The organism is Streptomyces sp. NPDC051740, from assembly GCF_044453165.1.
In the GTDB taxonomy this organism is placed as follows: domain Bacteria; phylum Actinomycetota; class Actinomycetes; order Streptomycetales; family Streptomycetaceae; genus Streptomyces; species Streptomyces atrovirens.
Genome location: NZ_JBITCL010000012.1, coordinates 80,588 through 106,586, shown reverse-complemented (window position 1 = coordinate 106,586; position 25,999 = coordinate 80,588). Strand labels below are relative to the sequence as shown.

The 25,999-nt window shown below is 73.1% G+C and carries 19 protein-coding genes and 1 pseudogene; 13 read left to right on the top strand and 7 right to left on the bottom strand.

Annotated features, from left to right (window positions below; genetic code table 11):
* Window positions 1-46 precede the first annotated feature (46 nt).
* Window positions 47-1,084, bottom strand: a complete 1,038-nt coding sequence (locus tag ACIA6T_RS21175; RefSeq protein WP_399448005.1) for a LacI family DNA-binding transcriptional regulator — start codon at window positions 1,082-1,084, stop codon at window positions 47-49.
* A 107-nt stretch (window positions 1,085-1,191) separates the two neighbouring features.
* Here ACIA6T_RS21175 and ACIA6T_RS21170 point away from each other — a divergent pair, with 107 nt between their 5' ends.
* The 3 genes and pseudogenes from ACIA6T_RS21170 (at window position 1,192) to ACIA6T_RS21160 (ending at window position 4,256) form a co-directional block, all read left to right on the top strand.
* Window positions 1,192-2,367: a phytanoyl-CoA dioxygenase family protein gene (locus tag ACIA6T_RS21170; RefSeq protein ID WP_399448004.1), complete on the top strand. Its 1,176-nt coding sequence runs from the start codon at window positions 1,192-1,194 to the stop codon at window positions 2,365-2,367.
* Between the two features lie 18 nt (window positions 2,368-2,385).
* Window positions 2,386-3,195, top strand: a pseudogene (locus ACIA6T_RS21165) (SDR family oxidoreductase); the annotation flags it as partial.
* Between the two features lie 56 nt (window positions 3,196-3,251).
* Window positions 3,252-4,256 (top strand): Gfo/Idh/MocA family oxidoreductase, encoded by a 1,005-nt coding sequence (locus ACIA6T_RS21160; protein WP_399448003.1) that lies wholly within the window; start codon window positions 3,252-3,254, stop codon window positions 4,254-4,256.
* A 73-nt stretch (window positions 4,257-4,329) separates the two neighbouring features.
* Here the strand turns inward: ACIA6T_RS21160 and ACIA6T_RS21155 are convergent, their stop codons facing one another.
* Genes ACIA6T_RS21155 through ACIA6T_RS21135 form a run of 5 tightly spaced genes read right to left on the bottom strand, consistent with a single transcriptional unit; the run spans window position 4,330 to window position 9,291 of the window.
* Complete coding sequence (locus ACIA6T_RS21155) at window positions 4,330-5,349, bottom strand: Gfo/Idh/MocA family protein (RefSeq protein WP_399448002.1); 1,020 nt, start codon at window positions 5,347-5,349, stop codon at window positions 4,330-4,332.
* A 28-nt stretch (window positions 5,350-5,377) separates the two neighbouring features.
* Window positions 5,378-6,280 (bottom strand): sugar phosphate isomerase/epimerase family protein, encoded by a 903-nt coding sequence (locus ACIA6T_RS21150; protein WP_399448001.1) that lies wholly within the window; start codon window positions 6,278-6,280, stop codon window positions 5,378-5,380.
* 1 nt (window position 6,281) lies between these two features.
* Window positions 6,282-7,193, bottom strand: coding sequence for an ATP-binding cassette domain-containing protein (locus ACIA6T_RS21145; RefSeq protein ID WP_399448000.1), 912 nt, complete (start codon window positions 7,191-7,193; stop codon window positions 6,282-6,284).
* Window positions 7,194-7,198: 5 nt separating this feature from the next.
* Window positions 7,199-8,275 (bottom strand): ABC transporter permease, encoded by a 1,077-nt coding sequence (locus tag ACIA6T_RS21140; RefSeq protein ID WP_399447999.1) that lies wholly within the window; start codon window positions 8,273-8,275, stop codon window positions 7,199-7,201.
* On the bottom strand, window positions 8,275-9,291 hold the full coding sequence (locus tag ACIA6T_RS21135) for a sugar ABC transporter substrate-binding protein (protein WP_399447998.1): 1,017 nt from the start codon (window positions 9,289-9,291) through the stop codon (window positions 8,275-8,277). Before ACIA6T_RS21135 ends, ACIA6T_RS21140 begins: the two co-directional genes overlap by 1 nt.
* A 309-nt stretch (window positions 9,292-9,600) precedes the next feature.
* Here ACIA6T_RS21135 and iolC point away from each other — a divergent pair, with 309 nt between their 5' ends.
* Genes iolC through ACIA6T_RS21110 form a run of 5 tightly spaced genes read left to right on the top strand, consistent with a single transcriptional unit; the run spans window position 9,601 to window position 15,090 of the window.
* Window positions 9,601-10,593 carry a 5-dehydro-2-deoxygluconokinase gene (gene iolC, locus ACIA6T_RS21130; protein WP_399447997.1) on the top strand — a complete coding sequence of 331 codons (993 nt, stop codon included), beginning with the start codon at window positions 9,601-9,603 and terminating at the stop codon, window positions 10,591-10,593.
* Between the two features lie 13 nt (window positions 10,594-10,606).
* Window positions 10,607-11,482 (top strand): deoxyribose-phosphate aldolase, encoded by an 876-nt coding sequence (locus tag ACIA6T_RS21125; RefSeq protein WP_399447996.1) that lies wholly within the window; start codon window positions 10,607-10,609, stop codon window positions 11,480-11,482.
* A 28-nt stretch (window positions 11,483-11,510) separates the two neighbouring features.
* Complete coding sequence (iolB, locus tag ACIA6T_RS21120) at window positions 11,511-12,404, top strand: 5-deoxy-glucuronate isomerase (RefSeq protein WP_399447995.1); 894 nt, start codon at window positions 11,511-11,513, stop codon at window positions 12,402-12,404.
* A complete protein-coding gene (gene iolD, locus ACIA6T_RS21115) occupies window positions 12,401-14,272 on the top strand; it encodes a 3D-(3,5/4)-trihydroxycyclohexane-1,2-dione acylhydrolase (decyclizing) (RefSeq protein WP_399447994.1) in 1,872 nt (623 codons plus the stop codon). The genes iolB and iolD overlap by 4 nt, the downstream gene beginning before the upstream one ends.
* 32 nt (window positions 14,273-14,304) lie before the next feature.
* Window positions 14,305-15,090 carry a GntR family transcriptional regulator gene (locus tag ACIA6T_RS21110; RefSeq protein ID WP_399447993.1) on the top strand — a complete coding sequence of 262 codons (786 nt, stop codon included), beginning with the start codon at window positions 14,305-14,307 and terminating at the stop codon, window positions 15,088-15,090.
* A 6-nt stretch (window positions 15,091-15,096) separates the two neighbouring features.
* On the opposite strand, the gene ACIA6T_RS21105 is transcribed toward ACIA6T_RS21110, so the two are convergent.
* Window positions 15,097-16,077, bottom strand: a complete 981-nt coding sequence (locus tag ACIA6T_RS21105; protein WP_399447992.1) for an aldo/keto reductase — start codon at window positions 16,075-16,077, stop codon at window positions 15,097-15,099.
* Between the two features lie 166 nt (window positions 16,078-16,243).
* Between ACIA6T_RS21105 and ACIA6T_RS21100 the strand changes: the two genes are divergently transcribed.
* From ACIA6T_RS21100 to fxsT, 5 genes are all read left to right on the top strand, one after another.
* Complete coding sequence (locus ACIA6T_RS21100) at window positions 16,244-17,212, top strand: endonuclease/exonuclease/phosphatase family protein (protein ID WP_399447991.1); 969 nt, start codon at window positions 16,244-16,246, stop codon at window positions 17,210-17,212.
* Between the two features lie 355 nt (window positions 17,213-17,567).
* A complete protein-coding gene (locus tag ACIA6T_RS21095) occupies window positions 17,568-18,797 on the top strand; it encodes a trypsin-like peptidase domain-containing protein (RefSeq protein WP_399447990.1) in 1,230 nt (409 codons plus the stop codon).
* Entirely contained in the window at window positions 18,794-20,326 is a 1,533-nt protein-coding gene (locus tag ACIA6T_RS21090) for a hypothetical protein (RefSeq protein WP_399447989.1), read from the top strand. Before ACIA6T_RS21095 ends, ACIA6T_RS21090 begins: the two co-directional genes overlap by 4 nt.
* Window positions 20,323-21,429, top strand: a complete 1,107-nt coding sequence (locus ACIA6T_RS21085; protein ID WP_399447988.1) for an AAA family ATPase — start codon at window positions 20,323-20,325, stop codon at window positions 21,427-21,429. Before ACIA6T_RS21090 ends, ACIA6T_RS21085 begins: the two co-directional genes overlap by 4 nt.
* Complete coding sequence (fxsT, locus tag ACIA6T_RS21080; protein WP_399447987.1) at window positions 21,426-25,997, top strand: FxSxx-COOH system tetratricopeptide repeat protein; 4,572 nt, start codon at window positions 21,426-21,428, stop codon at window positions 25,995-25,997. Before ACIA6T_RS21085 ends, fxsT begins: the two co-directional genes overlap by 4 nt.
* Window positions 25,998-25,999 lie beyond the last annotated feature (2 nt).

The following is a 25,999-nucleotide window of genomic DNA, read 5'->3' as shown; positions in this document are numbered from 1 at the left end:
ACGGTAGGCAGGCCCGGCCCACGGCACGTGGTTACACGCCCGGCCGTCACCCCGCCGTCGTCGGGGGCGGCATGTTGTAGGGGGTCACCACCTGGACGGCGGAGGGAAGGGTGGGGCCGGCCGGCGGCAGGGCGCCGTGGGCGCGCATCACCAGGTGGCAGGCCTCCCGCAGGTCGTGGCGCAGATCGTGGTGGAGCACGGCGGACAGCCGGTGCTCGCGCAGCAGCCGGGTGTTGTCGTGGTCGAGGTCGTGCGCCACGAACACCGCGCACTCCCGCCCGGCGTCCTCGAAGGCGCGCAGGGTGGCGATGTTGCCGCCGCCGATCGAGTAGACCGCGCGGATCTCCGGGTCGTGTTCCAGGGCGGCCCGGACCAGGTCGTACTGGGTGGCGGCGTCCAGGCCGTGTCCCTCGGCGATCTCGACGAGGCTGCGCCCGGGGTGCCGGGCGCGCATGGTGGCGCGGAAGCCCATCTCGCGCTCCTCCTCGTTGCGGAAGGAGCCGCTGGAGAGACTGGTGAGCACGTTGCCGGGCCGGTCGCCCAGCCACTGCCCCATGAGGTAGGCGGCGGTCGCGCCCGCCGCCCGGTTGTCGCTGCCGACGTGCCCGATCCGGGCGCTCGCCGGCAGGTCCGTCACCAGGGTCACCACGGGAACCCCCGCCGCCACGAGCCGGCCGACGGCCGCGGTCACCTCGGGAACGTCGGGCGCCTTGAGCAGCACACCCTGGGAGCCGCGCCGGCCGATCCGGTCGAGGAGCGCGACCAGCTCCCCCGCCGGGCCCGTCTCCCGGAAGTGGAAGCGGGAGCGGACCACCGCCGGGTGCAGGGAGGGCAGTTCGGCCTCCAGGGCGGCCCGGACGGCGGTGGAGAACCGCTCCGGCGACTGCATCACGATGTCCACCATGAACGTCCGGCCGACCAGCCGGACCTGGGTGCGCTGCCGGTCGAGGTCGGCGATCGCCCGGTGCACCTCCCGCGCGGTGCTCTCCCGCACCCCGCCCCGGCCGTTGAGGACCCGGTCCACCGTGGCCTCGCTCAAACCGGCCTGACGTGCGATTTCCCGGATCGGGAAGGGGTGGCCCACATCCGCTCCTGAGGGGTTTTTGATGGCTTGCTGCTGGTTGTTCGCAGGGTTTGTACTGACAAGAATGACATCAGCCGCGTCGCTCCGTGACCCGAAGGGACGGCCCCATGTCAGCCTCCACCCACCAGCGGACGCCCGTGCCGGCCGCCTGGCTGTCCGAGCGGGACTGCGACCTGGACTCCTTCCGCGCACTGGTCGAGCAGCCGACCGGCCTCGACGCCTACCCGCACGCCGGTGGCGTCGAGCGGAACGTGCTGCTGTACGACGCCGACCGGCTCGCCCTCGCCGACCGCCGTGCCGTACAGGCCGAGCTGGTGCGCGCGTTCGCGGACGGTCCCGGCATCGTGGTGATCCGCGGGGCCTTCGCCGACCCGGCGGTCGTGGACCGGACGACCGCCGTGTTCGACGCCCTGATCGCCGAGCAGCGCGCCTCGGGCGCCGGTGCCGGCGACCACTTCGCCAGGCCGGGCGCCAACGACCGGGTGTGGAACGCCCTGGAGAAGGCGGCCCTGTACGCCCCGGAGGCGTTCGCCGAGTACTACGCCAACGACGTGATCGCGCTGGTCTCCTCGGCCTGGCTCGGCCCCGGCTACCAGGTCACCTCCCAGGTCAACGTGGTGAACCCGGGCGGCGCCGCGCAGACCGTGCACCGCGACTACCACCTCGGGTTCCTCTCCGACGAGGCCGCCTCCGCCTACCCGGCGCACGTGCACCGCCTCTCCCCCGTGCTCACCCTCCAGGGCGCGGTGGCACACTGCGACATGCCCGTCGAGTCCGGGCCCACGCTGTACCTGCCGCACTCGCAGAAGTACGATCCGGGCTATCTCGCCTGGCGGCGCCCGGAGTTCCGGGCGTACTTCGAGGAGCACCACGTGCAGCTGCCGCTCGCCAAGGGCGACGTGGTGTTCTTCAACCCGGCGCTGTTCCACGCCGCCGGCGCCAACCACTCGGCGGACATCCGGCGCATGGCCAACCTGCTCCAGGTGTCGTCGGCGTTCGGCCGGGCGATGGAGACGGTGGACCGCGAGGCCGTGGCGGGCGCCGTCTACCCGGTGCTCCTCAGGCGGCGGGGCGAGGGCGCCGGCGAGCGGTGGCTGGAGAACGTGATCGCGGCGAGCGCCGAGGGGTACCCCTTCCCCACCAACCTCGACCGCGACCCGCCGGTCGAGGGCCTGGCCCCGCCCTCGCAGGCCGATGTCGTACGCCGGGCGCTGCGCGAGGGCTGGACCGCGCGGACCCTGCGGGGCGAACTGCGGGCCGGCGCCAAGCGGCGCGAGAGCTGAGAGGACCCGGACACAGGCGTGGGACTTCTCGACGACAGGATCGTCCTCGTCGACGGCGGCAGCCAGGGCGTCGGCGCGGCCGTCGCGCGGGCCGCGGTCCGCGAGGGGGCGGTCGTGGCCGTGAGCGGGCGGCGCCCGGAGCCGGGTGAGGCGCTGGTGGCCGAGCTGGCCGCCGCGGGCGGCAGGGCGATGTTCGTACGGGCCGACCTGGCGGACGCCGAGCAGGCCACGGCCTGTGTCGCGCGGGTGGTGGAGGCGTACGGGCGGGTCGACTGCCTGGTCAACTCCGCGGGACTCACCTCGCGCGGGACACTGCTCGACACCACGCCCGAACTGTTCGACCAGCACATCGCGGTCAACCTCAAGGCGCCGTTCTTCGCCATGCAGGCCGCCGTCGCCGACATGGTGCGGCGCGCGGCACCCGGCACGGTCGTCAACGTCATCACCTCCTCCGCGCACGGCGGGCAGCCGTTCCTGGCGCCGTACGTCGCCGCGAAGGCGGGGCTGATCGGCCTGACCCTCCCCCACGCTCGGCTTCGCTCGCGCGGGGGGACCCCCATCGCGGCGCACGCCCACCGCTGGGACCGGATCCGGATCAACGGCCTGGACATCGGCTGGACCGCCACCGAGGGCGAGGACGCCACCCGGCGCGCCTTCCACGGCGCCGGGGACGACTGGCGCGAACAGGCCGCCGCACGGCTGCCGATGGGAAAGCTCGGCCAACCGGACGAGATCGCCGACTTCGTGGTCCTGCTGCTCTCCGACCGTTCCGGGGTGGTCACCGGCTCCGTGATCGACTGGGACCAGAACGTCCTCGGCGGCCTCGACCGACCTCCCCGCACGCCCCGCTCGTACGAACCCGCAAGCAAGGAGCACCGTCCCCCATGCGCATCGGAATCCTCGGCCTCGGCCGCATCGGCGCCTTCCACGCCGAGACCCTCGCCGGGCTCGGCACCGTCGAGTCCCTCGTCGTCTCCGACCCGTTCACGGACGCCGCGAAGGCCGCCGCCGAACGGTTCGACGTCGAGGTCGCGGACTCCCCCGAGGCCCTGCTCGCGGCCGGGGTGGACGGCGTGGTCGTCGCCGCCGCGACCGACGCCCACCCGGCGCTGATCCTCGCCTGTGTGGAGGCGGGCGTGCCCGTCTTCTGCGAGAAGCCGGTGGCCCGCACCATGGCCGAGGGGGTGGAGGTGCTGAAGGCGGTCGAGAGCCGTGACGTGCCGGTCCAGATCGGCTTCAACCGCCGCTTCGACGCCGGCTTCACCGCCGCGCGGGCCGCCGTACGGAGCGGGGAACTGGGCGAGCTGCACACCGTGCGCTCGACCACGCTGGACCCGGCGCCGCCGCCGGCCGCGTACATCGCCGCGTCCGGGGGCATCTTCCGGGACTGCTCGGTGCACGACTTCGACATCATCCGCTGGGTGACCGGCCGCGAGGTGACCGAGGTGTACGCGGCCGGCGGCAACCGGGGCGCCGACTGCATCAGGGAGGCGGGCGACGCGGACACGACCGGCGCGGTCCTCACGCTGGACGACGGCACTCTCGCGGTGGTCTCCAACAGCCGTCACAACGCCCGCGGTTACGACGTCCGTATGGAGCTCCACGGCTTCGCCGACTCGATCGCGGTGGGGCTGGACGACAAGCTGCCGCTGCGGTCGGTGGAACCGGGCGTGACCTTCCCGGCCGGTACTCCCCACGACTTCTTCATGGACCGGTTCACGGCCGCCTACCGTGCCGAACTGGCCGTGTTCACCGAGGTCGTGGCCGGTACCCGCCCCTCGCCGTGCACGGTCGCGGACGCCCTGGAGGCGGGCTGGATCGCCGAGGCGTGCACACTGTCGCTGCACGAGCACCGTCCGGTCACCGTCGAGGAGGTGCGGCACTCGTAAGCGGGTCCGGCCGGGACCCCCGCGCATCGGAATCCCGGGAGTCGCACGGGCGGGTGAGCGGGCGGGCCCGCTGTCACCGGTACAGCGCGGGCTTCCGCACCAGGTCGACCTCCACCCGGCCGCCCTCCTCCAGCGCCCGCACCCCCGCCTCGCACACGGCCGCCGCGGCGTAGCCGTCCCACGTGCTGGGGCCGGTGATCTCGCCGCGGCGGGTGGTGTCGACCCAGGTCTGGATCTCGTCGTCGTAGGCCTGGGCGAAGCGTTCGGTCCAGTCCTGGGTGATGGTGCCGCCCCAGCGGCCTGCCGTGTTGGTGACCAGGGCGTGGCCGTCGCCGATGCGGGCGGTGCCGCGTTCGCAGACCACCTCGGCCTGCACCTGGTAGCCGAAGCCGCAGTTGACGAAGATCTCGACGTCACTGAGCGCGCCGCCGTCGGTCTCCAGGACGACGAACTGCGGGTCGCGCAGTCCCTCGGGGGCGCCGGAGGAAGGGGTGGGGCGCAGGACCGTGACGGCGGTGATCTCGTGGCCGAGCAGCCAGCGGGTGGCGTCCACCTCGTGGGCCACGGAGTCGGTGACGAGCATGGCACTGGTGAAGAAGGGCGCGCTGGCCACGTTGCGGTGCCGGTTGTGCAGCATCAGCGGGCGGCCCAGCCGCCCGGTCTCCAGCAGGGCTTTGAGCCGCACGTACTCGGTGTCGTAGCGGCGCATGAAGCCGACCTGGACCCTGCGGTGGCCGAGGGCCTGTTCGGCCTCCATGACGCGCAGGGCGGAGGCCGCGTCGGGGGTGAGCGGCTTCTCGCACAGGACGGGCAGGTCGTGCTCGAACGCGGTGAGCAGGGCGGCCTCGTGGGCCGGCCCTGAGGAGGCGACGAGTACGGCGTCGACGTCGGCCGTCGCCATCGCGGCGGCCGGTTCGGTGTGGGCGGTGCAGCCGTCGACGCCCGCGGCGACGGCCTCGGCCCGTTCGGCGTCGATGTCCACGACGGCGGTGACCCGCGCGCCGCTGACGACCCGGTCGATACGGCGCACGTGGTCGGCGCCCATCCGGCCGGTGCCGATGACGGCGATGCGCAGTGGCTCGCGCCGGTTCATGTCTTGCGCCTCCCCTTCGTCGGGCTCGTCAGGCGCCGCAGGAGCGGAGGAACTTGCGGGTGCGTACGGCGATGGGAAGCGGCTTGTCGGGCTCGCAGGGGTACATGTCCTGCTCGACGATCGCGAACAGGTCCACGTCCAGTTTCTGCGCGGCCGTGAGGACCGGGCCCAGTTCGGGGACGCCGGCGGGCGGTTCGCACATCACCCCGCGCTGCACGGCCGGCCCGAACGGGACCTCGTTCCTGACGACGTCGGCGAGGATCTCCGGGTCGACCTGCTTGAGGTGGAGGTAGCCGATGCGCTCGCCGTAGGTCTCGATCAGCTTGACGCTGTCGCCGCCGCAGTAGGCGTAGTGGCCGGTGTCCAGGCAGAGGTTGACCAGGTTGGAGTCGGTCGAGTCGAGGAAGCGCTCGACGTGCTCCTCGGTGTCGATGTGGGTGTCGGCGTGCGGGTGGACGACGATGTCCAGGCCGTACGTGTCCTTCACCTCGCGGCCGAGGCGTTCCATGCCCTTGGTGAGGTGACCCCACTGCTCGGTGGTGAGCTCCGGGGCTTCGAGGATCTCGGCGGTCTTGTCGTCGCGCCAGAAGGACGGGATGACGACGAGGTGCTTCGCGCCCATGTCCCGGGTGAGCGCGGCGACCCGGCCGACCTGCTCCCAGGTGGTGTCCCATTCGGACGGGCCGCGGTGCAGTCCGCAGAAGATGGTGCCGGCGGAGACCTCGAGGCCGCGCTTCCTCACCTCGTCGCCGAGGCGGGCCGGGTCGGTGGGGAGGTAGCCGTAGGGGCCGAGTTCGATCCAGGAGTAGCCGGCCTCGGCGACCTCGTCGAGGAAGCGCTGCCAGGGCACCTGCCGCGGGTCGTCGGGGAACCAGACGCCCCAGGAGTCGGGGGCGGAACCGACCCGGATGCGGTCGAGCGCGACTGCCATGTCAGGACTTTCCTTCCGGAGTTGCGGCTGCGGGGGCCTGGAGGTCGCCCTCCTCGGGGAGTTCCTCGGTGTCGACGCCGCCGACCTGCGCCAGCTCGTGCTTGAGCGCGGCCAGTTCGGCACCGCCGGCCATGTGGTTGGTCAGCTCCTCGAGGCCCACCTCGCTGCGGGGGGCGGACAGTTCCACGGTGCCCAGGCGCAGCACGCTGAAGTGGTCGCCGACCATGTAGGCGTGGTGCGGGTTGTGGGTGATGAAGATGACGCCGAGGCCGCGGTCGCGGGCCATCGCGATGTACTTGAGGACCACGCCGGACTGCTTGACGCCGAGGGCGGCGGTCGGCTCGTCGAGGATGAGGACGCGGGCGCCGAAGTAGACGGCGCGGGCGATGGCGACGCACTGGCGCTGGCCGCCGGAGAGGGTGCCGATGGGCTGCTCCAGGTCGTCCAGGACGATGCCCATGTTGCGCAGTTCCTCGTCGGCCGTCTTCTTCATCCGGTCGATGTCGAGGCGGCGGACGGGCCAGGGGCCCTTGGTCATCTCGGAGCCGAGGAAGAAGTTCCGCCACACCGGCATCAGCGGGACGACCGCGAGGTCCTGGTAGACGGTGGCGATGCCCTTGTCGAGGGCCTCGCGCGGGGTGGAGAAGCGCACCGGCTCGCCGTCGACGAGGAACTCGCCCTCGGTGTGCTGGTGCAGCCCCGAGATGATCTTGATGAGGGTGGACTTGCCGGCGCCGTTGTCGCCGAGGACGCAGGTCACCTTGGCGGGGTGGACGGTGAGGTCGACGCCGTGCAGGGCGCGGATGTTGCCGTAGGACTTGCCGGCGGCGCGGAGTTCGACCAGGGGGCGGTCGCCGTCGGGCACGGTGTCCTCGAGGACGGAGCCGTGGGTGCCGGTGGTCTTGTCGGTCATTGCGGTCACCTCCGGGTCGCCTGGCGCTGGACCCACAGATTGATGAGGACGGCGCCGAGCAGCATCACGCCGAGGAAGGCCTTGAACCAGTCCGGGTTCCAGCCGGCGTAGACGATGCCCTGCTGCACCATGCCGAACATGAAGGCGCCGAAGACCGGGCCGATCGCGCTGCCGGCGCCGCCGGTCAGCAGACAGCCGCCGATGACGGCCGCGGCGATGTAGATGAGCTCCTGGCCCACGCCCTCGCCGGACTGCACGGTGTTGAAGGAGAACAGGTTGTGCATGCCGACGAACCAGGCGCCGAAGCCGACCAGCATGAACAGGGAGATCTTGGTGAAGGTGACGGGGACGCCGACCGCGCGGGCGCTTTCCTTGTTGCCGCCGACGGCGAAGACCCAGTTGCCGTACTTGGTGCGCAGCAGCACCCAGGTGGCGAGGGCGGCGAAGACGAGCCACCACACCACGGTGATCTTCACCTGGACGCCCGCGACGTCGAAGCTGGAGGCGAAGAGGGCCTTGGCCTGGTCGAAGCCGTCCATGTCGCTGATGCTGTCGGTGGCGACGTTGCCGGTGACCATCTTGGTCACCGCCAGGTTCACACCCTGCAGGATCAGGAAGGTGCCGAGGGTGACCAGGAAGCTGGGCAGCCCGGTTCTGACCAGCATCCAGCCGTTGAACGCGCCGATGCCCAGGGAGACCGCCAGGGCGACGATCACGCCCATCCACACGTTCAGGGTGAGCTGGTAGCTGAGCATGCTCGCGGTCAGTGCCGAGGTCACGACGGCGACACCGGCCGAGAGGTCGAACTCGCCGCCGATCATCAGCAGGGCCACGGGCAGCGCCATGATCCCGATGACCGACGACTGGTACAGGATGTTCGCCATGGAGCCGCCGTCCCGCACCGGCGGAGCGGCGAACAGGAAGAACACCATGACGGCCACGGCGCCGAGGAACACCCCGACCTCGGGCCGGGCGAGGAGCCGCAGTGCGAGCGGGCGCCGCACGGTGCGGCCGTCGCTCTGTTTCGGGCCGGGGGCCGGCGGTGGGGTCACCGCCGGCTCAGCCTGTTGGGCCATGCTCATCACCGAGTGCCCTTCGCGGCGTACTCGGAGACCGCGTCGACGTTGGACTCGTCGACGAACGCCGGGCCGGTCAGCACCGGCTGCTCACCGCCGCCGCTGTAGTTGCCGTTGTTCTTGTAGAGCCACAGGCCGTCGACGGCGAGGTAGCCCTGCAGATAGGGCTGCTGGTCCACGGCGAACTCGATGTCGCCGGCCCCGATCGCCTTGGTCAGCTCCTTGTTGAGGTCGAAGGTGGCGACCTTCGCCTTGCTGCCCGCGTCGCCCACCGACTGCACCGCGGTCGGCGCGAAGGGCGCGCCGAGGGTGACGACGTAGTCGATGGAGGAGTCCTGCTTCAGCTTCGCGGTGATCGTCGACTTCACCGACGGCATGTCGGTGCCGTTGACGTTGAGGATCTGGGTCTCGCCCTCGAAGGTCTTCTTCACCCCGTCGCACCGCTGGGTCAGGCCGACGTTGCCCTGCTCGTGGATGACGCAGACGGTGTTCTTCGCGCCGACCTCGTTCAGCTTCTTGCCGAACGCCTCGCCCGCCACCGACTCGTCCTGGCCGAAGAACTCGAGCAGGCCGAGGTCCTTCCAGTCGCTCAGGCCGGAGTTGAGGCCGACGACGGGGATGCCGGCCGCGTTCGCCTTGGCTATGACGGCCTTCAGCGCGTCCGGCTTGGCGAGGGTGACCGCGATGCCGTCGACCTTCTGGTCGATCGCGTTCTGCACCAGGGTGGCCTGGGTGCCGGCGTTCGGGTCGTTGCTGTAGACGAGGTCGACGTTGTCCTTGGCCGCGGCGGCCTCGGCGCCCTTGCGCACGATGTCCCAGAAGGTGTCGCCGGGCGCCTGGTGGGTGACGAGGGCGACCTTCATGCGGGGCGTGTCCGCCTTGCCCGCGGAGGCGTCGGCCCCGCCCTCCTCGGACTCCTTGCCACCGGAACCGCTGGAGCAGCCGGCGAGGGTCAGGGCGGCTGCCGCCGCGACCGCGACGAACGCGATTCTGCGGGAGCGGGTGTGCGAAGAGCGGTCCATCTGTCCTGCACCTCACTGTGCTACGCGGGGAAAGGGCGGGAGTCCGAGGATCCGGTGCCTCGGAAATCCGGGGGCGTGCCATGGAACACGGCGGTCATGCTGGGACGCGATCCAATCCCCAGAACCGCCGGGTGTCAATACTTTGTTAAGACATCATTTCACTAACTAGTCCGAATGTAAGTACAAACTATTGACATCGCCGCCCTCCGAGACCTACACCTGTGAGGCGGCAGGTCCCCGGAATCCTCGCCCCACCGTGGCAGGGCGCCCTGGGACCCGCATCCCCAGCAGCTCGAGGAGCGTCGCTCAATGGCCGTCCCACCACACTATTTCGACCTGATCACCATGGGTCGCATCGGGGTCGATCTTTATCCACTGGAGACCGGCGTTCCGCTCGCGCGCGTGGAGACGTTCGGGAAATTCCTGGGCGGATCGGCCGCGAATGTCGCGGTGGCGGCCGCCCGGATGGGCCGTTCCGCGGCAATCATCACGCGTACCGGTGAGGACCCGTTCGGCACGTTTCTGCACGAGGCGCTGAAGGAGTTCGGCGTGGACGACCGCTGGGTCGCCCCGGTCGCCGCGTACCCCACCCCTGTCACCTTCTGCGAGATCTTCCCGCCGGACGACTTCCCGCTCTACTTCTACCGCCGCCCCAAGGCCCCCGACCTGGAGATCCGCGCCGACGAACTGGACCTGACCGCCGTCCGCGCGGCCGGCGTCTTCTGGATCACCGGCACCGGTCTGAGCGAGGAACCCAGCCGCTCGGCCACCCTCACCGCCCTGGAGGCCCGCGACCGGGCCGGAACCACCGTCTTCGACCTGGACTGGCGCCCCATGTTCTGGCGGGACCCGGAGCAGGCCCGCCCCTACTACCGCGAGGCGCTGCGGCACGCCACGGTCGCGGTCGGCAACCTCGACGAGTGCGAGGTCGCCACCGGTGTGCGCGAGCCCGGGGCCTGCGCCGAGGCGCTGCTGGAAGCCGGTGTGGAACTGGCCGTGGTCAAGCAGGGCCCGAGGGGCGTGCTCGCCGTGCACCGCGACGGCACCCGGGCCGAGGTGCCCCCGGTGCCGGTCGAGGTGGTCAACGGCCTCGGAGCGGGCGACGCCTTCGGCGGCTCGCTCTGCCACGGTCTGCTCTCCGGCTGGGACCTGGAGCGGACCATGCGCCACGCCAACGCCGCGGGAGCCGTCGTCGCCTCCCGCCTCGCCTGTTCGTCCGCCATGCCGACCGAGCCGGAGGTCGCGGACCTCCTCGCGCGGGCCGCCTCGCCGGGCACGGCGGGCCTGCCGAGCCAGTCCTGAACGGAGCCCTTCCTTGAACCTCAGCATCCCCGACCTCACCACGGTCCGGGCCCGCAACCCGGAGGCCGTCGCCGAGGCCGCCGCCCGCCGGGCACGGCGCCCGCTGATCGGCGACAGCGGCCGGCTGATGATCGTGGCCGCCGACCACCCCGCGCGGGGCGCGCTCGGCATCGGCGACCGCCGGCTGGCCATGGCCCACCGCGCCGACCTGCTGGAACGTCTCTGCATCGCGCTGTCCCGGCCGGGCGTCGACGGGGTGCTGGCCACCGCCGACATCCTGGAGGACCTGCTGCTCCTCGGGGTGCTGGAGAACAAGGTCGTCATGGGCTCGATGAACCGGGGCGGCCTGGCCGGGGCGTCCTTCGAGATGGACGACCGCTTCACCGGCCACCGCGCGGAGGACATCGCCCGGCTGGGCTTCGACGCGGGCAAGCTGCTGGTCCGTATCGACTACGACGACCCGGGCTCGCTGGCCACCCTGGAGTCCGCCGCCCGCGCCGTGGACGCCATGGCCGGACGCCGGCTGCCGGTGTTCGTGGAGCCGTTCATCTCGCGCCGGGTGGACGGCCGGGTCCGCAACGACCTGTCCGCCGAGGCCGTCACCCGTTCCATCGCCATCGCCTCCGGTCTGGGCGGCACCTCCGCCTACACCTGGCTGAAACTCCCCGTCACCGACGACGTCGACGCCATGCCGGAGGTGCTGGGGGCCTCCACGCTGCCCGTCGTCCTGCTCGGCGGCGAGGTCGGCGACCAGGAGGCGGCGTACGAGCGGTGGGGCAAGGCGCTGCGGCTGCCCACCGTGATGGGGATGGTCGTCGGCCGTTCGCTGCTCTACCCGGCCGAGGGCAGTGTGGAGACGGCGGTGGACACGGCCGTCGGCCTGTTGTGAGAAGCCCGTTGCGACCCGGAGGCACGCCATGACACATCACCTTCCCGCGGGCAGGGCCCTCACCGGCCCCTACGCCGTCGACGTGAACCCGGAGAACGCCGGCTGGGGCCACTCCAGCCTGCGCGTGCTCCGGCTGCCGCCCGGCGGCGCGCACACCTTCGACACCGGCGACAGCGAGTGGATCGTGCTGCCGCTGAGCGGCGGCTGCACGGTCGCCGCCGACGACGACTTCGGCCACGACACCTTCGAACTCGCCGGCCGCACCGGTGTGTTCGACGGCGTCACCGACTTCGCGTACGTCCCGCGCGACGCCCGCGCGACGGTGTCCTCGGCGGACGGCGGACGGTTCGCGCTCACCGGCGCCCGCTGCACCCGCCGGCTGCCCGCCCGTTACGGACCGGCCTCCGACGTGCCCGTGGAGCTGCGCGGCACCGGGAACTGCTCCCGGCAGGTCAACAACTTCGGTGCGGCAGGCGTGTTCGAGTGCGACAAGCTCATCGCGGTCGAGGTGCTCACCCCGGGCGGCAACTGGTCGTCCTTCCCGCCGCACAAGCACGACGAGCACCGGCCCGGCGAGGAGTCCGTGCTGGAGGAGATCTACTACTTCGAGTTCGCCGGCCACGACGGCGTCCCCGGCCTCGGCTACCAGCGGGTCTCCCCGTCCGGTCCGGGCCGTGAGACGGACGTGCTGGCCGAGGTGCGCGACGGCGACGTCGTCCTCATCCCGGACGGCTGGCACGGCCCGTCCATGGCCGTGCCCGGCCACCACATGTACTACCTCAACGTCATGGCGGGACCCGAGGCCGAACGCGCCTGGCTGATCCGCGACCACCCCGACCACGCCTGGATCCGCGACACCTGGCCGGACCGGCCCGTCGACCCCCGACTCCCCCTCTACACCGCACCGGAGAGGTCCGTATGAGCGCCACCACCCGCCGTCTGACGACCGCCCAGGCACTGGTGCGGTTCCTGTCCGCCCAGTACACCGAACGCGACGGTGTGCGCCGCCGGCTGATCGCGGGCACCTGGGGCATCTTCGGCCACGGCAACGTGGCCGGGATCGGGCAGGCACTCGTCGAGTACCGCGAGGTCATGCCGTACCACCAGGGCCGCAACGAGCAGGCGATGGTGCACGCCGCCGTCGGCCACGCCCGCCAGCTCAACCGGCTCTCGGCGCAGGCGGTGACGACGTCCATCGGCCCCGGCGCGACCAACCTCGTCACCGGCGCCGCCCTCGCCACCGTCAACCGGCTGCCGGTGCTCCTGCTCCCCGGCGACTACTTCGCCTCGCGCGTCGCCGACCCGCTGCTCCAGCAGCTGGAGCACCCGGTCGAGGCCGACGTGTCGGTCAACGACACGCTCCGCCCGGTGTCGCGCTACTTCGACCGCGTCACCCGCCCCGAGGCCCTGATCCCCTCCGCGCTGGGCGCCGTGCGGGTGCTCACCGACCCGGCCGAGACCGGTGCGGTGACGCTGGCCCTCCCCCAGGACGTGCAGGCGGAGGCGTACGACTGGCCGGAGGAGTTCTTCGCCGAACGCGTCTGGTCCGTACGACGTCCCGCCCCGGACCCGGCGGAGCTGACGGCCGCCGCGCAGGCCGTACGGGCGGCGCGGCGCCCGCTGATCGTCGCGGGCGGCGGGATCCACCACAGCGAGGCCGAGGAGGCGCTGAAGGCGTTCGTGGACGCCACCGGCATCCCGGTCGCCTCCACCCAGGCCGGCAAGGGCTCCCTGCGCCACGACCACCCCGCCGACCTCGGCGGCATCGGCCACACCGGCACGGCGGTGAGCGACGAACTCGCCCGCACCGCCGACCTGGTGATCGGCGTCGGCACCCGCTACTCCGACTTCACCACCGCCTCCGGCACCCTCTTCCAGAACCCGGACGTCCGCTTCCTCAACCTCAACATCACCGGGTTCGACGCGCACAAGCTGGCGGCGCGCACCCTGGTCGGCGACGCGCGCACCGGTCTGGAACAGCTCGCCGGGGCGCTCGCCGGCCACCGCGTGGAGCCGTCGTACGAGGCGGAGTACCGGGCCGGCAAGGAGCGCTGGGAGCGGGTCGTCGAGACCGCCTACCGCGCGGACGACGACACGGCCGTACCGACGCAGACACAGGTGATCGGCGCGCTCGACGCGGTCGTCGGCGACGAGGACGTGCTGATCAACGCGGCCGGTTCGCTCCCCGGCGACCTGCACAAGCTGTGGCGCTCCCGCAGCCCCCGCCAGTACCACCTGGAGTACGGCTACTCCTGCATGGGCTACGAGATCCCGGCCGCGCTGGGTGTCCAGCAGGCCGCTCCCGGCACCCCGGTGTGGGCGCTGGTCGGCGACGGCACCTACCTGATGAACCCGACGGAGATCGTCACCGCCGTCCAGGAGAACCTCCCGGTCAAGCTGGTCCTGATCCAGAACCACGGGTACGCCTCCATCGGCGGCCTGTCGGAGTCGGTGGGCGCCGAGCGCTTCGGCACCGCCTACCGTCACCGGGCCGCCGACGGCACCTTCACCGGCGCCCCGCTGCCCGTGGACCTCGCGGCGAACGCGGCCAGCCTCGGCATGGACGTACTGCGCGCCAAGACCGTGCGGGAGCTGCGGAACGCGCTGGCCGAGGCTCGTGCCTCCTCCCGGCCGACGTGCGTGTACGTCGAGACCGACCCCGCTCCCACCGCTCCCCCGGCCGAGGCCTGGTGGGACGTGCCGGTGGCCGAGGTGTCCGCCCGCGAGGCCGCCGTCCGGGCCCGCGCACGGTACGACGCCGAGGTGACCGGCCGCCGCCGGCACCTCTGAACCCGACCGCGCTGCTACAGGAAGGCACGTCCATGGCGAAGACCGGCGGCCCCGCACGTGCCGCGACCGGACCCGCGCTGAGCACCCTGGACTTCACCCTGGACCGGGGCAGTCCGGTGCCGCTGTACCACCAGCTCGCGCAGCAGCTGGAGGCGGCGATCGAGCAGGGCGTCCTCGCCCCCGGCAACCTGCTGGGCAACGAGGTCGACCTGTCCGTGCGGCTCGGCCTGTCCCGGCCCACCGTCCGCCAGGCCATCCAGTCCCTCGTCGACAAGGGGCTCCTGGTCCGGCGGCGCGGGGTGGGCACGCAGGTGGTGCACAGTCAGGTCAGGCGCCCCCTGGAACTGAGCAGTCTCTACGACGACCTGGAGACGGCCGGGCAGGGCCCGACCACGCGGGTGATCCGCAACGAGACGGTGCGGGCGCCGGCCGACGTGGCGGTCGCCCTGGGACTGGCCGAGGGCGCCGAGGTCGTCCTGCTGGAACGCCTGCGCCGCACCCACGCACAGCCGGTCGCCCTGCTGTGCAACTACCTCCCGTCGGGCCTGCTCGGCCTCGACGGCTCCCGGCTCGAAGCGACCGGCCTGTACCGGATGATGCGTTCGGCCGGCATCACCCTGCACAGCGCCCGCCAGACCGTCGGCGCCCGCGCGGCCACCGCGGCGGAGGCCTCCCGGCTGGACGAGAAGGAGGGCGCCGCCCTGCTCACCATGCAGCGCACGGCCTACGACGACACCGGCCGGCCGGTGGAGTACGGGACCCACGTCTACCGTGCGTCCCGGTACTCGTTCGACTTCCAGCTGCTGGTCAGACCGTGAGGCGGTTCAGTGCGCCGCGTCCAGCCGGGCCCGCTGCTCCGCCGACAGTTCCAGGTCCACCGCCGCCAGGTTCTCCTCCAGCTGCGCCAGGGACGACACCCCGGCCAGCGGGAGGATCGGCAGCTCGTGGCCGAGCTGCCAGGCCAGCACCACCTGGCCCGGCGTCGCCCCGGTCTCCCGGGCGACCTCGTGCAGCACCGCGAGGCGGGCGGGGGTGCCCGGGTGGTCGTAGTCTCCGGGCAGGCGTTCGGGGCGGGCGTAGGCGCCCTTGAGCAGCGGCGAGTAGGCGACCAGGGTCAGGGCGGGCTCGGCCCGCAGATAGCCGGCCAGTTCCGCGCCCGCGTGGCCGAGGCCGCCGTCGGGGAAGAGGTCGTCGGGGACGTCGGCGCGGGGCCGCAGATAGCTGTGCTGGTACTGCAGGACCTCGTAGCCGGGCAGGCCGGCCGCCGCCGCGAGGGCGCGGGCCCGCTCCACCCGCCACACGGCCTGGTTGCTCACCCCGAGCAGCCCGACCGTGCCCTCGGCGACCAGTTCCCCGAATCCTTCGACGGTCTCGCGCTGGGGGACGGTGTGGTCGTCGATGTGCGCGTACAGCAGGTCCAGCCGCTCCAGGCCGAGCCGTTCGCGGCTGCGTTCGGACGACTCCCGGATCACCTTCGCGGACAGGCCCTCGGCGTTGTCGGTGTAGCTCGTGCCGGGGGCGAGGGGGCGGGCGCCGAGCTTGGTCGCGAAGACGATCTCGTCGCCGGCCCCCCGGCTGCGGCGCCAGCGGCCGAGCAGTTCCTCGCTCTGTCCGCCCTGGCCGCCGTCGGCCCAGAAGGCGTAGTTGTCGGACGTGTCGATGAAGTTCCCGCCGGCCTCGACATAGCGGTCGAGCAGGGCGAAGGAGGTCTTCTCGTCGGTCACCGATCCGAACAGCATCGCCCCGAGCGCGAGCACACTCACGCGGCGGCTGTGCGGACCGGTGCCGATGGTGCGGTACTTCATGCCTGATCCCTCCCGTTTTCGTCCCCCGGCGTCGGGGCACGGAACGGGAGTCTTCCTCTTGGAGAGCGCTCCAAGTCAAGCGTCTTCGCGGTGCGTCGAGGCGAAGCGGAAACCGATCCGCTCCACGGTTCGTCCTGGACAACGAGTCGAGCGGACGGGAAACCAGGTGGAGCAGACGACAGCGGTGCCCCGAGAGGTGTGGCGCCGGTGGGTGTGGACGCGGGGGCGGGTGCCCGCCGCGCTCGCGGTGCTGACGGCCGGGCTGCCGGTGTTCCACCGGGTGGTGCCCAACTCCGTGGGCCGGGTGGGCAGTCTGCTGGAGACGTTCCTGCCGTGGCTCGGGCTGGTGATCGTCGTGCTGTTCGGCTGGGCCCTGCTGCGCCGTTCGGCCACCGCCCTGGTGGCGCTGCTCCTGCCGACGGCGGCCTGGACGTACCACTTCGGCGGGCTGCTCCTGCCCGTCGGGGGGTCCGGCCCGCACGACCTGGTCGTGGTGCAGCACAACGTCAGTGACGAGAACACCGACCCGGCGGGCACGGCCCGCGCCCTGGCCGCCGTCGGACCCGATCTCGTCGCGCTGCAGGAACTGGTGCCCCCGGCGCTCGCGGTATACGAGAGGACGCTCGCCCCGGACTACCCGTACCACGCGGTCCGGGGCACCGTCGGACTGTGGTCGAAGCACCCGCTCACCGACGCCCGGCTCCTGGACATCAGACCGCGGGGCGTCACGGAACCCTGGAGTCGCGGACTGCGGACCGTGGTCCACACGCCGCACGGCGAGATCGCGGCGTACGTCGCGCACCTGCCCTCGGTCCGTGTGGGGGCGGGCGGCCTCGCGTCCTCCCGGCGCGACGAGAGCGCCGGCCTGCTGGGCAGGGCCGTCGCCGCCGAGCCGCTGGAAACGGTGATCCTGCTGGGCGACCTCAACGGCACGGTCGACGACCGCGGGCTGGCCCCGCTCACCTCACGGATGAGCGTGGCGCAACGGGGCTTCGCCTTCAGCTTCCCCGCCGCCCTCCCCATGGCCCGGATCGACCAGGTCATGGCCCGCTCGGCGACCGTCCCCCACATCCGCACCCTGCCCGCCACCGGCAGCGACCACCTGCCGGTCGCGGCTCGGATCGCACTGCGGTGAACGAGTACCGGACTCGATCGGGTGATGCCGGGTCCGGTAGGTCCGTGCGGGAGCGTGTTCGGCCCCGGGCTGTAGAACGACACCGTCCGGTACGGGCCGAACCGCACCCCCGGCGTCGTCGGGCGGGCCGGCGAGTACCTCGAACAGTGGACCGTACCGGCGCGGGTCCCGGCCGGCGGAACGATCGGCGGCTCGTGGCCGGGCTGCCGGGCCGGCACCACCTGTCCGGCCGGCGCCCCGTCACCGGCCGTCCCGGCCCGCGGAGAACCGCGACGGCGGCATTTCGGCCACCCTTCGGCCCTCCCGTCCGATTCAGACGTCTTGTCGGGACGCCGACCGGGTATTGCTGCTTAGCATGGCCGTAACACGCGCGCCTCCAGCACCTGGTTCACCGCGGCCGTGCCCGACCCCGGCGGACGGGGTGCGTGGCGGAGGCTCGCGGAGCGGGAAACGGGGGGCAGGGGTGGAACATTCACTCGCGGAGTCATGGCGCGTACGGATCCTGGACACACGGGGGACGCCGGCCGGCGCGGGGGTGCTCGTAGCCGGTAACAGGGTGGTGACCTGCGCGCACGTCGTGGAAGGAGCGCTCGGTCCCGATGCCGGGGACCCGCGGGAGGCGGAACTCACGGTGGACTTCCCCGGCTCCCTCGCACCCGGTGCCGGGCCGGTGCGCGCCCGAGTCGCGCCCCGGGGATGGGCTCCGCCGGACGAGGAGCGGGCCGACGTCGCGGTGCTCGACCTGTACGGGGACGCCCCGGTCGACTGCCGGCCCGCGGGGCTGCGGCCGTGCGGCCCCGCCCGCGACCGGATCGTCCGGGCCTTCGGGCAGGTCGTCGGCGCGCCCGCAGGGCTGTGGCTGCGGGCGCGCCTGGTGGGGTCCGGCGGGCTGAGCCCCGAGTGGATGCAGCTCGAGGCGGCGAGCGAGGCCGGGGACCGGTTGCGGCAGGGCTACAGCGGGGCGGGGGTCGTCGACGACTCCGGGTACGTGATCGGCCTGGTGGTCGCGGAGGACACCCGCGCGGAGCGCCGCACCGGCTGGCTCATACCGGTCGAGGTCGTCGTGCGGTACTGCCCCGACCTCGCGGACGTGGTGACCGGCCCCGCCGCCGGGGCGGACGGGGTCCCGGGCACCGGCGGGCCCCGCGGATCCGGTCCCCACGCGCACCGGCCGTACGCTCCGTACGGCGCCCCCGGCTCGCACGACCCGGCCGACGGCCCCGGTTCGTACGGACCGGACCGCGGTCCCGGCGCGGAGGACGTCCTTCCGCCGCCCTGGCCGCCCAGCGCCGAGCGGGATCTCGCCCGGGTGCTCGTGAAGGTGCGGAGCTTCGCCGACCCGCACCGCCGGGAGCGGGTGCTGCGGGACACCGGGGACCACATCGCCTTCCATGTCGAGCGCACCGGGGTCCTGATCAACGACGCCCGGGCGGTGCTCGGGCTCTGCCTGGAGTACGAGGACGGCATCGACCGGTTCGCGGCGGCGTTGCGCTGGTACGAGTCGCGCTCGCTGCCGATGCGGGAGTTCGACCGCGAGGTCGCCCGGCTGCGTGCGCCGGGGGCCGGCGGCGGGGCCGCCCGATGAGCGGCTCCCGCGATCCGTACTGGGCGCTGGCCAACGAGATGCTCCGGCTCCAGCGCTCGTCCACGGACACCGCCTCGGCCCGGCGGGCGGCGCTTCAGCGGGTCGCCTCGGAGCACGGGGCGGCCCCGCGCTCGCCCGAGGGCGCCACCGTGGAGGCGCTCGCCCTGGAACTGGCCTACTGCGCCGACCATCCGGGCGGGCTGGCCGTCTATCTGGAGGAGTTCTCCCGCGGCCACCGGAAGACGACCAGCTGGCGGGCGGTGGAGCGGCTGCACCGGCAGCTCTTCCCCTCGGACCTCCTGGAGCCGCACCACCGCCGGACCCTGTGCGAACTCCTGGAATCCTGCGATCAGGCGCCCCGGCTGCGCCCCCTCGCCCTGCGCGTCCTGCACGAGACCGGCGCCGGCCCCGCCGCCCCCGGGGACCGGGGGTCCGGCCGGGGCCACGACGAGCGGCACGGCGAGGTCCCGGCCCTGCTGGCGGTCTTCGAGGACCTGCCGTACGGCTGGGAGAACGAGCCACACCCCCTGCTCGTCTTCGTCGAGACCGTCGCCGTCCTGGAGGACACCCCGCTCCGGGCCCGGCTGCACGCCTGGAGCGGGCGGGTCGCCGCCCATCTGGGCTGCCGCAGTCCGCAGCGGCTGGCCCGGCTGCGCGACGAGGTGGCCGCCCGGGCCGGCCGGCCGCTCTCCCCGTACCGGCTCCTCCTGGAGATCACCGCGCGCACGCCCGTGCCCGACCTCTACACCGTGCGGTCCTGGGTGGTGCCGCCCGGCCCGGACGGGGCACGGCCGTACGGCGAGCCGGTGCAGCTCTCCTCACGGGCCGCGATGGAGGGCGAGGTCGCGGGCCGCTATCTGTCCTGCGTACAGGAGCTCGGGGAGCTGAGCGCGGGAATGGTGGTCGAGTTCCTGCTGCCGAGGCCGCTTCTGTGGCTGCCGGTGGACCAGATCATGGCCCGGCCGCCGGACTCGGTGGCGCGTCCGATCGGCGCCGACCACACGGTCCTGGTCCGCAGCCGGGACCGGTGGGCGAAGCCGCACTGGCGTCCGCGGCTCCACGCCCGGTCCGACCTCCTCACCACCGCTCCGGAGACCGCCTTCGAGTCGGCCGCGGTACGCGTGGTGCCGTACGGCGAGCGGCTGCGGCCGGTGGAACTGCTCCGTCAGCTGCGTCACGACCGCGAGCAGCTCGGCTGGCTGTTCCTCGAACCTCCCCCGTACACCGGCGGTCTGGAGGGGGACGCGGTCAACGTGCTGCTGGAGATGGGGATGCCGGTGATCGTGGCGGTGCGCGAGGTGGGCGGCCATCCGGAGGCGGAACGAAAGACACGGAAAGTACTGGCCGGCAGGCTCATGGAACTGCCCGAGCGGGTAAGGATGCTGAGGGGGGAAGTGGGACCGGACGCGGAGGTCTTCTCCGTTCTGGACCTGCATCGGCACATCAGCCTAGTGTGGGACGGCCGTGACGGACTGGAGGGGGCGGACTCCGCATTGGGGCATCCGTCGACCGGGGGTGGCTTGCGATGAGCGGGACCGTGCACCGCGTGACGGGCGGCACGAACGGTGCGGGCGGGACCGACGGATCCTCCGTCCCCGGCTGGTGGGTCTTCCGGGACACCGGTGAGCACCGCTCACCGCAGGACGAGGTGCTGCCGAAGCTCCCCCCGCCGCCGGCCTGGCGCCGTTTCCGGCCGGAGTCCGAACGCGGTCCGCTGGACGTGCCGCTGCCCTCCGACGACCAGGACACCCGGCGCCGGCTCGGCAGGCGGCGCGGCGGCACGCTGGCCCCGAAGACGCTGCACGTCGTCAACGCCGCGATCCATCTGCGCCGCCCGCTGCTCGTCACGGGGGCGCCGGGCACCGGGAAGTCCTCCCTCGCCCACCAGATCGCCTCCGAGCTGGGGCTGGGCAGGGTGTTGTGGTGGCCGGTGGTCAGCCGCACCACGCTCCGCGACGGTCTGTACGACTACGACGCCATCGGCCGGGTCCAGGACGCCCCGCAGCCGGGACGCCGCTCCCCCACCGGGGACGGCCCGCTGCCCGGCATCGGCCGCTACCTCACGCTCGGCCCGCTGGGGACGGCCCTGCTGCCGTGGCGGCGGCCCCGGGTGCTCCTCGTCGACGAGCTGGACAAGAGCGACGTGGACCTCCCCAACGACCTGCTGCACACCTTCGAGGAGGGCGAATACCACGTCCCCGAGCTGGAGCGGCTCGCCCAGTCGCGGCGCCAGGTGGAGGTGGCCACCGCCGACCACGACCACCGGGTCACCGTGACGGCGGGCCGGGTGCGCTGCGCCGAGTTCCCCATCGTGGTGATCACCAGCAACGGGGAGCGCGACTTCCCACCCGCCTTTCGCCGCAGGTGTCTGGAGGTGCGGATGCCCGCACCGGACGGGCAGCGGCTCGCCGCGATGGTCGCCTCCCACTTCGGCGGGGCGCTCGACGAGCGGACGCGGGAGCTGGTGCGGGAGTTCGTGGAACAGCGGGGCGACAGCGCCGACCTCGCCATCGACCAGCTGCTCAACACCGTGCACATGCTCACCAACGGCGCCGCCGAGGCGGACGACGCCTCCTGGCTGCAACTGCGCGACGCCCTCTGGCGGAACCTGTCCTCGGACACCTCACCATGACCGGACCCGAAGGCTCCGCAGAGCCCACGGCCCGCGAATGGGCGGAGGCGCTCTGGCTCGCGGAGGTGATCGGGCAGGAGGAGGGGCCACCGGGCCCCGACCGGGACACCGGCGACCGGGAGACGGGCGACCGGGAGACGGGCGGTCCGGGTGTCGACGGCCGCGAAACCGGCGCGGCCCCCGGCGGTCCTTCCGGAGTCTCCCCCACGCCGGAGGACACGTCCGAAACAGCGGACAACGGCACAGGAACGGACACCGGAACGGACGACGGGACGGATCCCGGGAACGGCGCGGGCGGAACGGCGACGGCGACGGCGACGGCGACGGCGCACGGTCCCCCCGCTCCCGGCGCCGGCGCCACCGGCCCGGCCGTCCCCGACGGCCCGCTGCCCGCCCTCCCCCGGATCTCCCACACGCTCTCCTCCGGCCGGGGGGCCGTCACCGGGGAGGAGTTACCCGGCGCGCTCCGCGACGCCCGGGGCCTGGCCCGGGCCCTGCGGCCGCTCAATCGCCGGCTGCCGGGCGGCGCCCGGCGACGGGTGCTGGACGAGGAGGCGACCGCCGTACGGGCGGCCGAGACCGGCCAATGGCACCCGGTGCTCACCCGGCCACCCGACCGCTGGTTCGAAGTGGCCCTCGTCGTGGAGCGCAGCGTGTCCATGACGGTGTGGCAGCCGGTGGCCCGCGCGTTCGCCGAACTGCTGCGCACGCAGGGCGCGTTCGCCGACGTGCGGCTCTGGTCGCTGGACACCCGGGACGGCAAGCACGCGGTGCTGCGCTCGGCCGACGGGGGGCTACGGCACAGCCCCGCCGAACTGTTCCATCCGGACGGGCGCCGGATCGTCCTGGTGATGAGCGACTGCGTGGGCGACGCCTGGGCGGGCGGGGCCGTGCCCCGGTTGCTGCACACCTGGGGCAGGCGCGCGCCCGTCGCCGTGCTGCAGCCGCTTCCGACCCATCTGTGGGACCTCTGCGACGGCGTGCCGATGGACCTGCGGGTGCGCGCCTTCGCGCCGGGGCTCCCCAATTCCCGTCTCGAACTGCTGCGGTACGGCCGGTGGGAGCGGCCCCGCGACAGCGACCCGGCCGATCCGCTGCCCCTCCCCGTGCCCGTGCTGGAACTGGAACCCGGCTGGTTCGCGGGCTGGGCCCGGATGGTGACCGGGGGCGCCCTGCCATGGGCCGAAACGACCTCGCTGCTGGTGGACGAGCAGGGGCTCACGCCGCACTGTCTGCCTCCGTTCACCTGGGAGGAACGACGCCGTCCGGTGCCGCCGGACCTGGCGGTGCGGAGGTTCCTGCAGCACGCCTCCCCGGCCGCGCGGCGGTTGGCGGCCCGGCTCGCGATGGTGCCGCTGCGGCCCGAGGTGGTGGAGGCGGTGCGGCGGGGGCCGGTGGCGGCCGGCGGACCGCTGCCGTTCGCGGAGATCCTGCTGGGCGGACTGCTCGCGTTGCGCACCACGGCCGCCCGGGGGCGGACCGGCGAGGAGTACATGTTCGAGTTCCTGGACGGGGTGCGCTCCCGGCTGCTGCGCGGGCTGGGCCGCACCGAACTGCTGCGCGCGCTCCAGGAGACCTCCGCGCTGGCCGGACGTGCGGTCGGGGCCCGGCCGGATCTGCTGCGCACCGTGATCGGCAGCCGGGAGAAGCCCGACGCGGACACCCTCACCGATCTGGACCGCGAACTCCTCGACGCCGCGGGACCCGCGCTCAAGGCGCTCGGTCCACCCTATGGTGCGGTTTGGGACCCGGTTCGGGGGACCGCTCCGTTCGGTCCGGTCACCACCGGGGAAGGGGTGACGGCGGAGGAGGACCCGGCGGGGAGCGCTCCGGCGGACGGCGCCTCGCGGACCGGCGGGGCGGGCGGAGAAGGAGACGGCCCTCGCCCCGGGAGCGAGGCCGGAGCCGGCCCCGGCTCCCCCCAGGACAACGGCACAACGCCCCCGAACGCAAAGGACACCACCACCATGGAACCCCCAGCGGCGGGAGGCACCGCACCGGGTGTCACGCCCCCCGGCCCCGGCGGCACCGGCACCGGCACCGGCACCGGCACCAAGGGACCGGCCCCTTCCGGCCAGTCCCGCTCACCCCGTTCCGTCCCCCTGCCCAATCCGCACTTCGCCGGGCGAGAGAGCGAACTGGCCGAGCTGCACCGGCAGTTGGGTACGAGCACACGGGCCGCCGTCCTGCCGCACGCGCTGCACGGCCTCGGGGGCGTCGGCAAGACGCAGCTCGCCCTGAAGTACGTCCAGCTGCACCGGCACGAGTACGACCGGGTGTGGTGGATCGACGCCGAACAGCCCGCGGTGATCCGGGCCCAGCTGACCATGCTGGCGCCGGAACTCGGCCTGGTGCCGGACCGGCAGAGCGACACGGTGGCGCGTGTGCTGGCGGCGCTGGCCTCGGGAGCACCGCACAGCCGCTGGCTGCTGGTGTTCGACAACGCGGGACAGCCCAACGAGGTCATCCCGTACCTGCCGTCACTGATCGGCGACTCCGAGGGGACCGGACGCATCCTCATCACCTCGCGCCACGCCGGCTGGTCGGACCGGGTGCTCGCGACCAAGGTGGACGTGTTCACCCGTGCCGAGAGCCTGGACTTCCTGCGGGCGCGCGCCCCCTGGGCCGGTCCGGAGCAGGCGGACCAGCTGGCCGAACTCCTCGGCGATCTGCCGCTCGCCCTGGAGCAGTGCGCGGCGCTGCAGCGGCAGACCGGCATCGCGGTGCCGGACTTCCTGACGATGATCGAGCAGCGACGGGCCGAGGTGCTCGCCGAGGGGGTCGACTCGATCACCCTGCCGGTGGCGGTGGTGTGGCGGGCCTCCATGGAGACGCTGGCCACGCAGGCGCCGGGCGCGCTCGAACTCCTGCGTCTGCTGGCCTTCTTCGGGTCCGAGCCGGTGGCGCTGGACTTTCTGCACGACGCCAGGATGCTGCCGTTGCCCCCGGCGCTCATGCGGCTCGCCCGCGACCCGCTGTCCCGGGGCCGTGCCATCCGGGCGATCAACCAGTTCTCGCTGCTCACCGTCGACAACGTGGCCGGGACGGTGCAGATGCACCGACTGGTGCGAGCGGTCCTCCAGGACGAACTGCCGGCACGGGAACAGAGCGAGATGCGGCACCTGGTGCACCAGGTCATCGCCGCGCACGACCCGGGCGACACCCAGCGGTCCGAGCACTGGCAGAACTACGCCGACATCCTTCCGCACCTGGAACCGACGGGGCTGCCGCGCTGCGAGGACCGGCACATCCGGGACACCGCGATCAATCTGATCACCTACCTGCTGGCGCGGGGCGTGCTGCGCGGAGCGGCGCAGCTCGGCGAGCGGATCAGCACGGACTGGCAGTCCTTCCTGGGCGCGGACGACCTCCAGACCCTGTGGGCGACGCGGCACCGGGCGAGCGCCCACTGGCAGCTGGCCGAGTTCGCCGTCTCGCGGCCACTGAGCGAGGAGGTGCTGCGGCGGCTTCGGGAGACGGTGGGCGACGACCACGAGTACACGCTCACGGCCGCCGGAGTACTCGCCGCCGACCTGCGGACGGCGGGCCGGTTCGCGGACGCCCTGAAGCTGGACGAGGACGCGTACCGGCGCAGCGTGAACATGTACGGGGCGGAGGACCCGTTCACCCTGCGGGCCGGGCACAACTACGGGGTGAGCCTGCGCGTCAACGGGCGCTACGGGGAGGCCCTGGACCTCGACCGGCGCGTCCACCAGGACCTCCGCACGGTCCTCGGCGCCACCGCGCTCTCCACTCTCTTCTCCGTCAACAACGTGGCCCGCGACATGCGCGAGTGCGGCGAGTACGCGGCGGCTCTGGAGCTCCAGGAGCAGACGCTCGCGCAGTACCGCGCACAGTACGGCGACCGGCATCCGCACACCATGCGGGCGATCAAGAACATGTCGGTGACCTGCCGCAAGGCCGGTCGGTTCGACCGGGCGCGGACACTGGCCGAGGAGGTGCTCGACCTGTACGTGGCGATCCTCGGGCCGATGCACATCGACACGCTCGCCGCGTTCGCCAACCTCGCCAACGACCTGCGGCTGACGGGCGACGCCGAGGCCGCCGAGCGGCAGGGCGCGCAGGCCTTGGAGCGGTACCGGACGGTGCTCGGCACCGAGCACCCGCTGACGTACGTGGCGGCCGTCAACCACGGTGCCGCGCTGCGCGCGGTGGGCAAGTTCCCGCAGGCGCTCCGGCTCGACCAGGAGACCGCGCCCGGTCTCGAACGGGTGTTGCACGAGACGCATCCGTGGGCGCTGCTCGCGCACGTCAACCTGGCCACGGGGCTGGCCAGGACGGGCGAGCACGAGGCGGCGCGCGACCTGGGCGAGCGGTGCGCCCGGACCCTGGAGGAGCGCTACGGGGACCGGCATCCGGCGACCCTGGCCGCCCTGCGCAACGTGTCGCTCGACCTCGTGTCCTGCGGGGAGGAGGAGCGGGGCGCGGAGCTGCTGGCCTCGGTGGTGCGCCGCTACCACGACACCCTGGGGGCCGAGCACGGGGAGACGCTGTCGGCGGAGGCCGGGCGACGCGCGGAGTGCGACATCGAGCCGCCCCCGCTGTGACG

Excerpts from the sequence above, each read along its gene's own strand:
- ACIA6T_RS21170 (WP_399448004.1), top strand. The coding sequence starts at position 1,192 with ATGTCAGCCTCCACCCACCAGCGGACGCCCGTGCCGGCCGCCTGGCTG.
- ACIA6T_RS21160 (WP_399448003.1), top strand. The coding sequence starts at position 3,252 with ATGCGCATCGGAATCCTCGGCCTCGGCCGCATCGGCGCCTTCCACGCC.
- ACIA6T_RS21155 (WP_399448002.1), bottom strand. The coding sequence starts at position 5,349 with ATGAACCGGCGCGAGCCACTGCGCATCGCCGTCATCGGCACCGGCCGG.
- ACIA6T_RS21150 (WP_399448001.1), bottom strand. The coding sequence starts at position 6,280 with ATGGCAGTCGCGCTCGACCGCATCCGGGTCGGTTCCGCCCCCGACTCC.
- ACIA6T_RS21145 (WP_399448000.1), bottom strand. The coding sequence starts at position 7,193 with ATGACCGACAAGACCACCGGCACCCACGGCTCCGTCCTCGAGGACACC.
- ACIA6T_RS21140 (WP_399447999.1), bottom strand. The coding sequence starts at position 8,275 with ATGAGCATGGCCCAACAGGCTGAGCCGGCGGTGACCCCACCGCCGGCC.
- ACIA6T_RS21135 (WP_399447998.1), bottom strand. The coding sequence starts at position 9,291 with ATGGACCGCTCTTCGCACACCCGCTCCCGCAGAATCGCGTTCGTCGCG.
- iolC (WP_399447997.1), top strand. The coding sequence starts at position 9,601 with ATGGCCGTCCCACCACACTATTTCGACCTGATCACCATGGGTCGCATC.
- iolB (WP_399447995.1), top strand. The coding sequence starts at position 11,511 with ATGACACATCACCTTCCCGCGGGCAGGGCCCTCACCGGCCCCTACGCC.
- iolD (WP_399447994.1), top strand. The coding sequence starts at position 12,401 with ATGAGCGCCACCACCCGCCGTCTGACGACCGCCCAGGCACTGGTGCGG.
- ACIA6T_RS21110 (WP_399447993.1), top strand. The coding sequence starts at position 14,305 with ATGGCGAAGACCGGCGGCCCCGCACGTGCCGCGACCGGACCCGCGCTG.
- ACIA6T_RS21105 (WP_399447992.1), bottom strand. The coding sequence starts at position 16,077 with ATGAAGTACCGCACCATCGGCACCGGTCCGCACAGCCGCCGCGTGAGT.
- ACIA6T_RS21095 (WP_399447990.1), top strand. The coding sequence starts at position 17,568 with ATGGCCGTAACACGCGCGCCTCCAGCACCTGGTTCACCGCGGCCGTGC.
- ACIA6T_RS21090 (WP_399447989.1), top strand. The coding sequence starts at position 18,794 with ATGAGCGGCTCCCGCGATCCGTACTGGGCGCTGGCCAACGAGATGCTC.
- ACIA6T_RS21085 (WP_399447988.1), top strand. The coding sequence starts at position 20,323 with ATGAGCGGGACCGTGCACCGCGTGACGGGCGGCACGAACGGTGCGGGC.
- fxsT (WP_399447987.1), top strand. The coding sequence starts at position 21,426 with ATGACCGGACCCGAAGGCTCCGCAGAGCCCACGGCCCGCGAATGGGCG.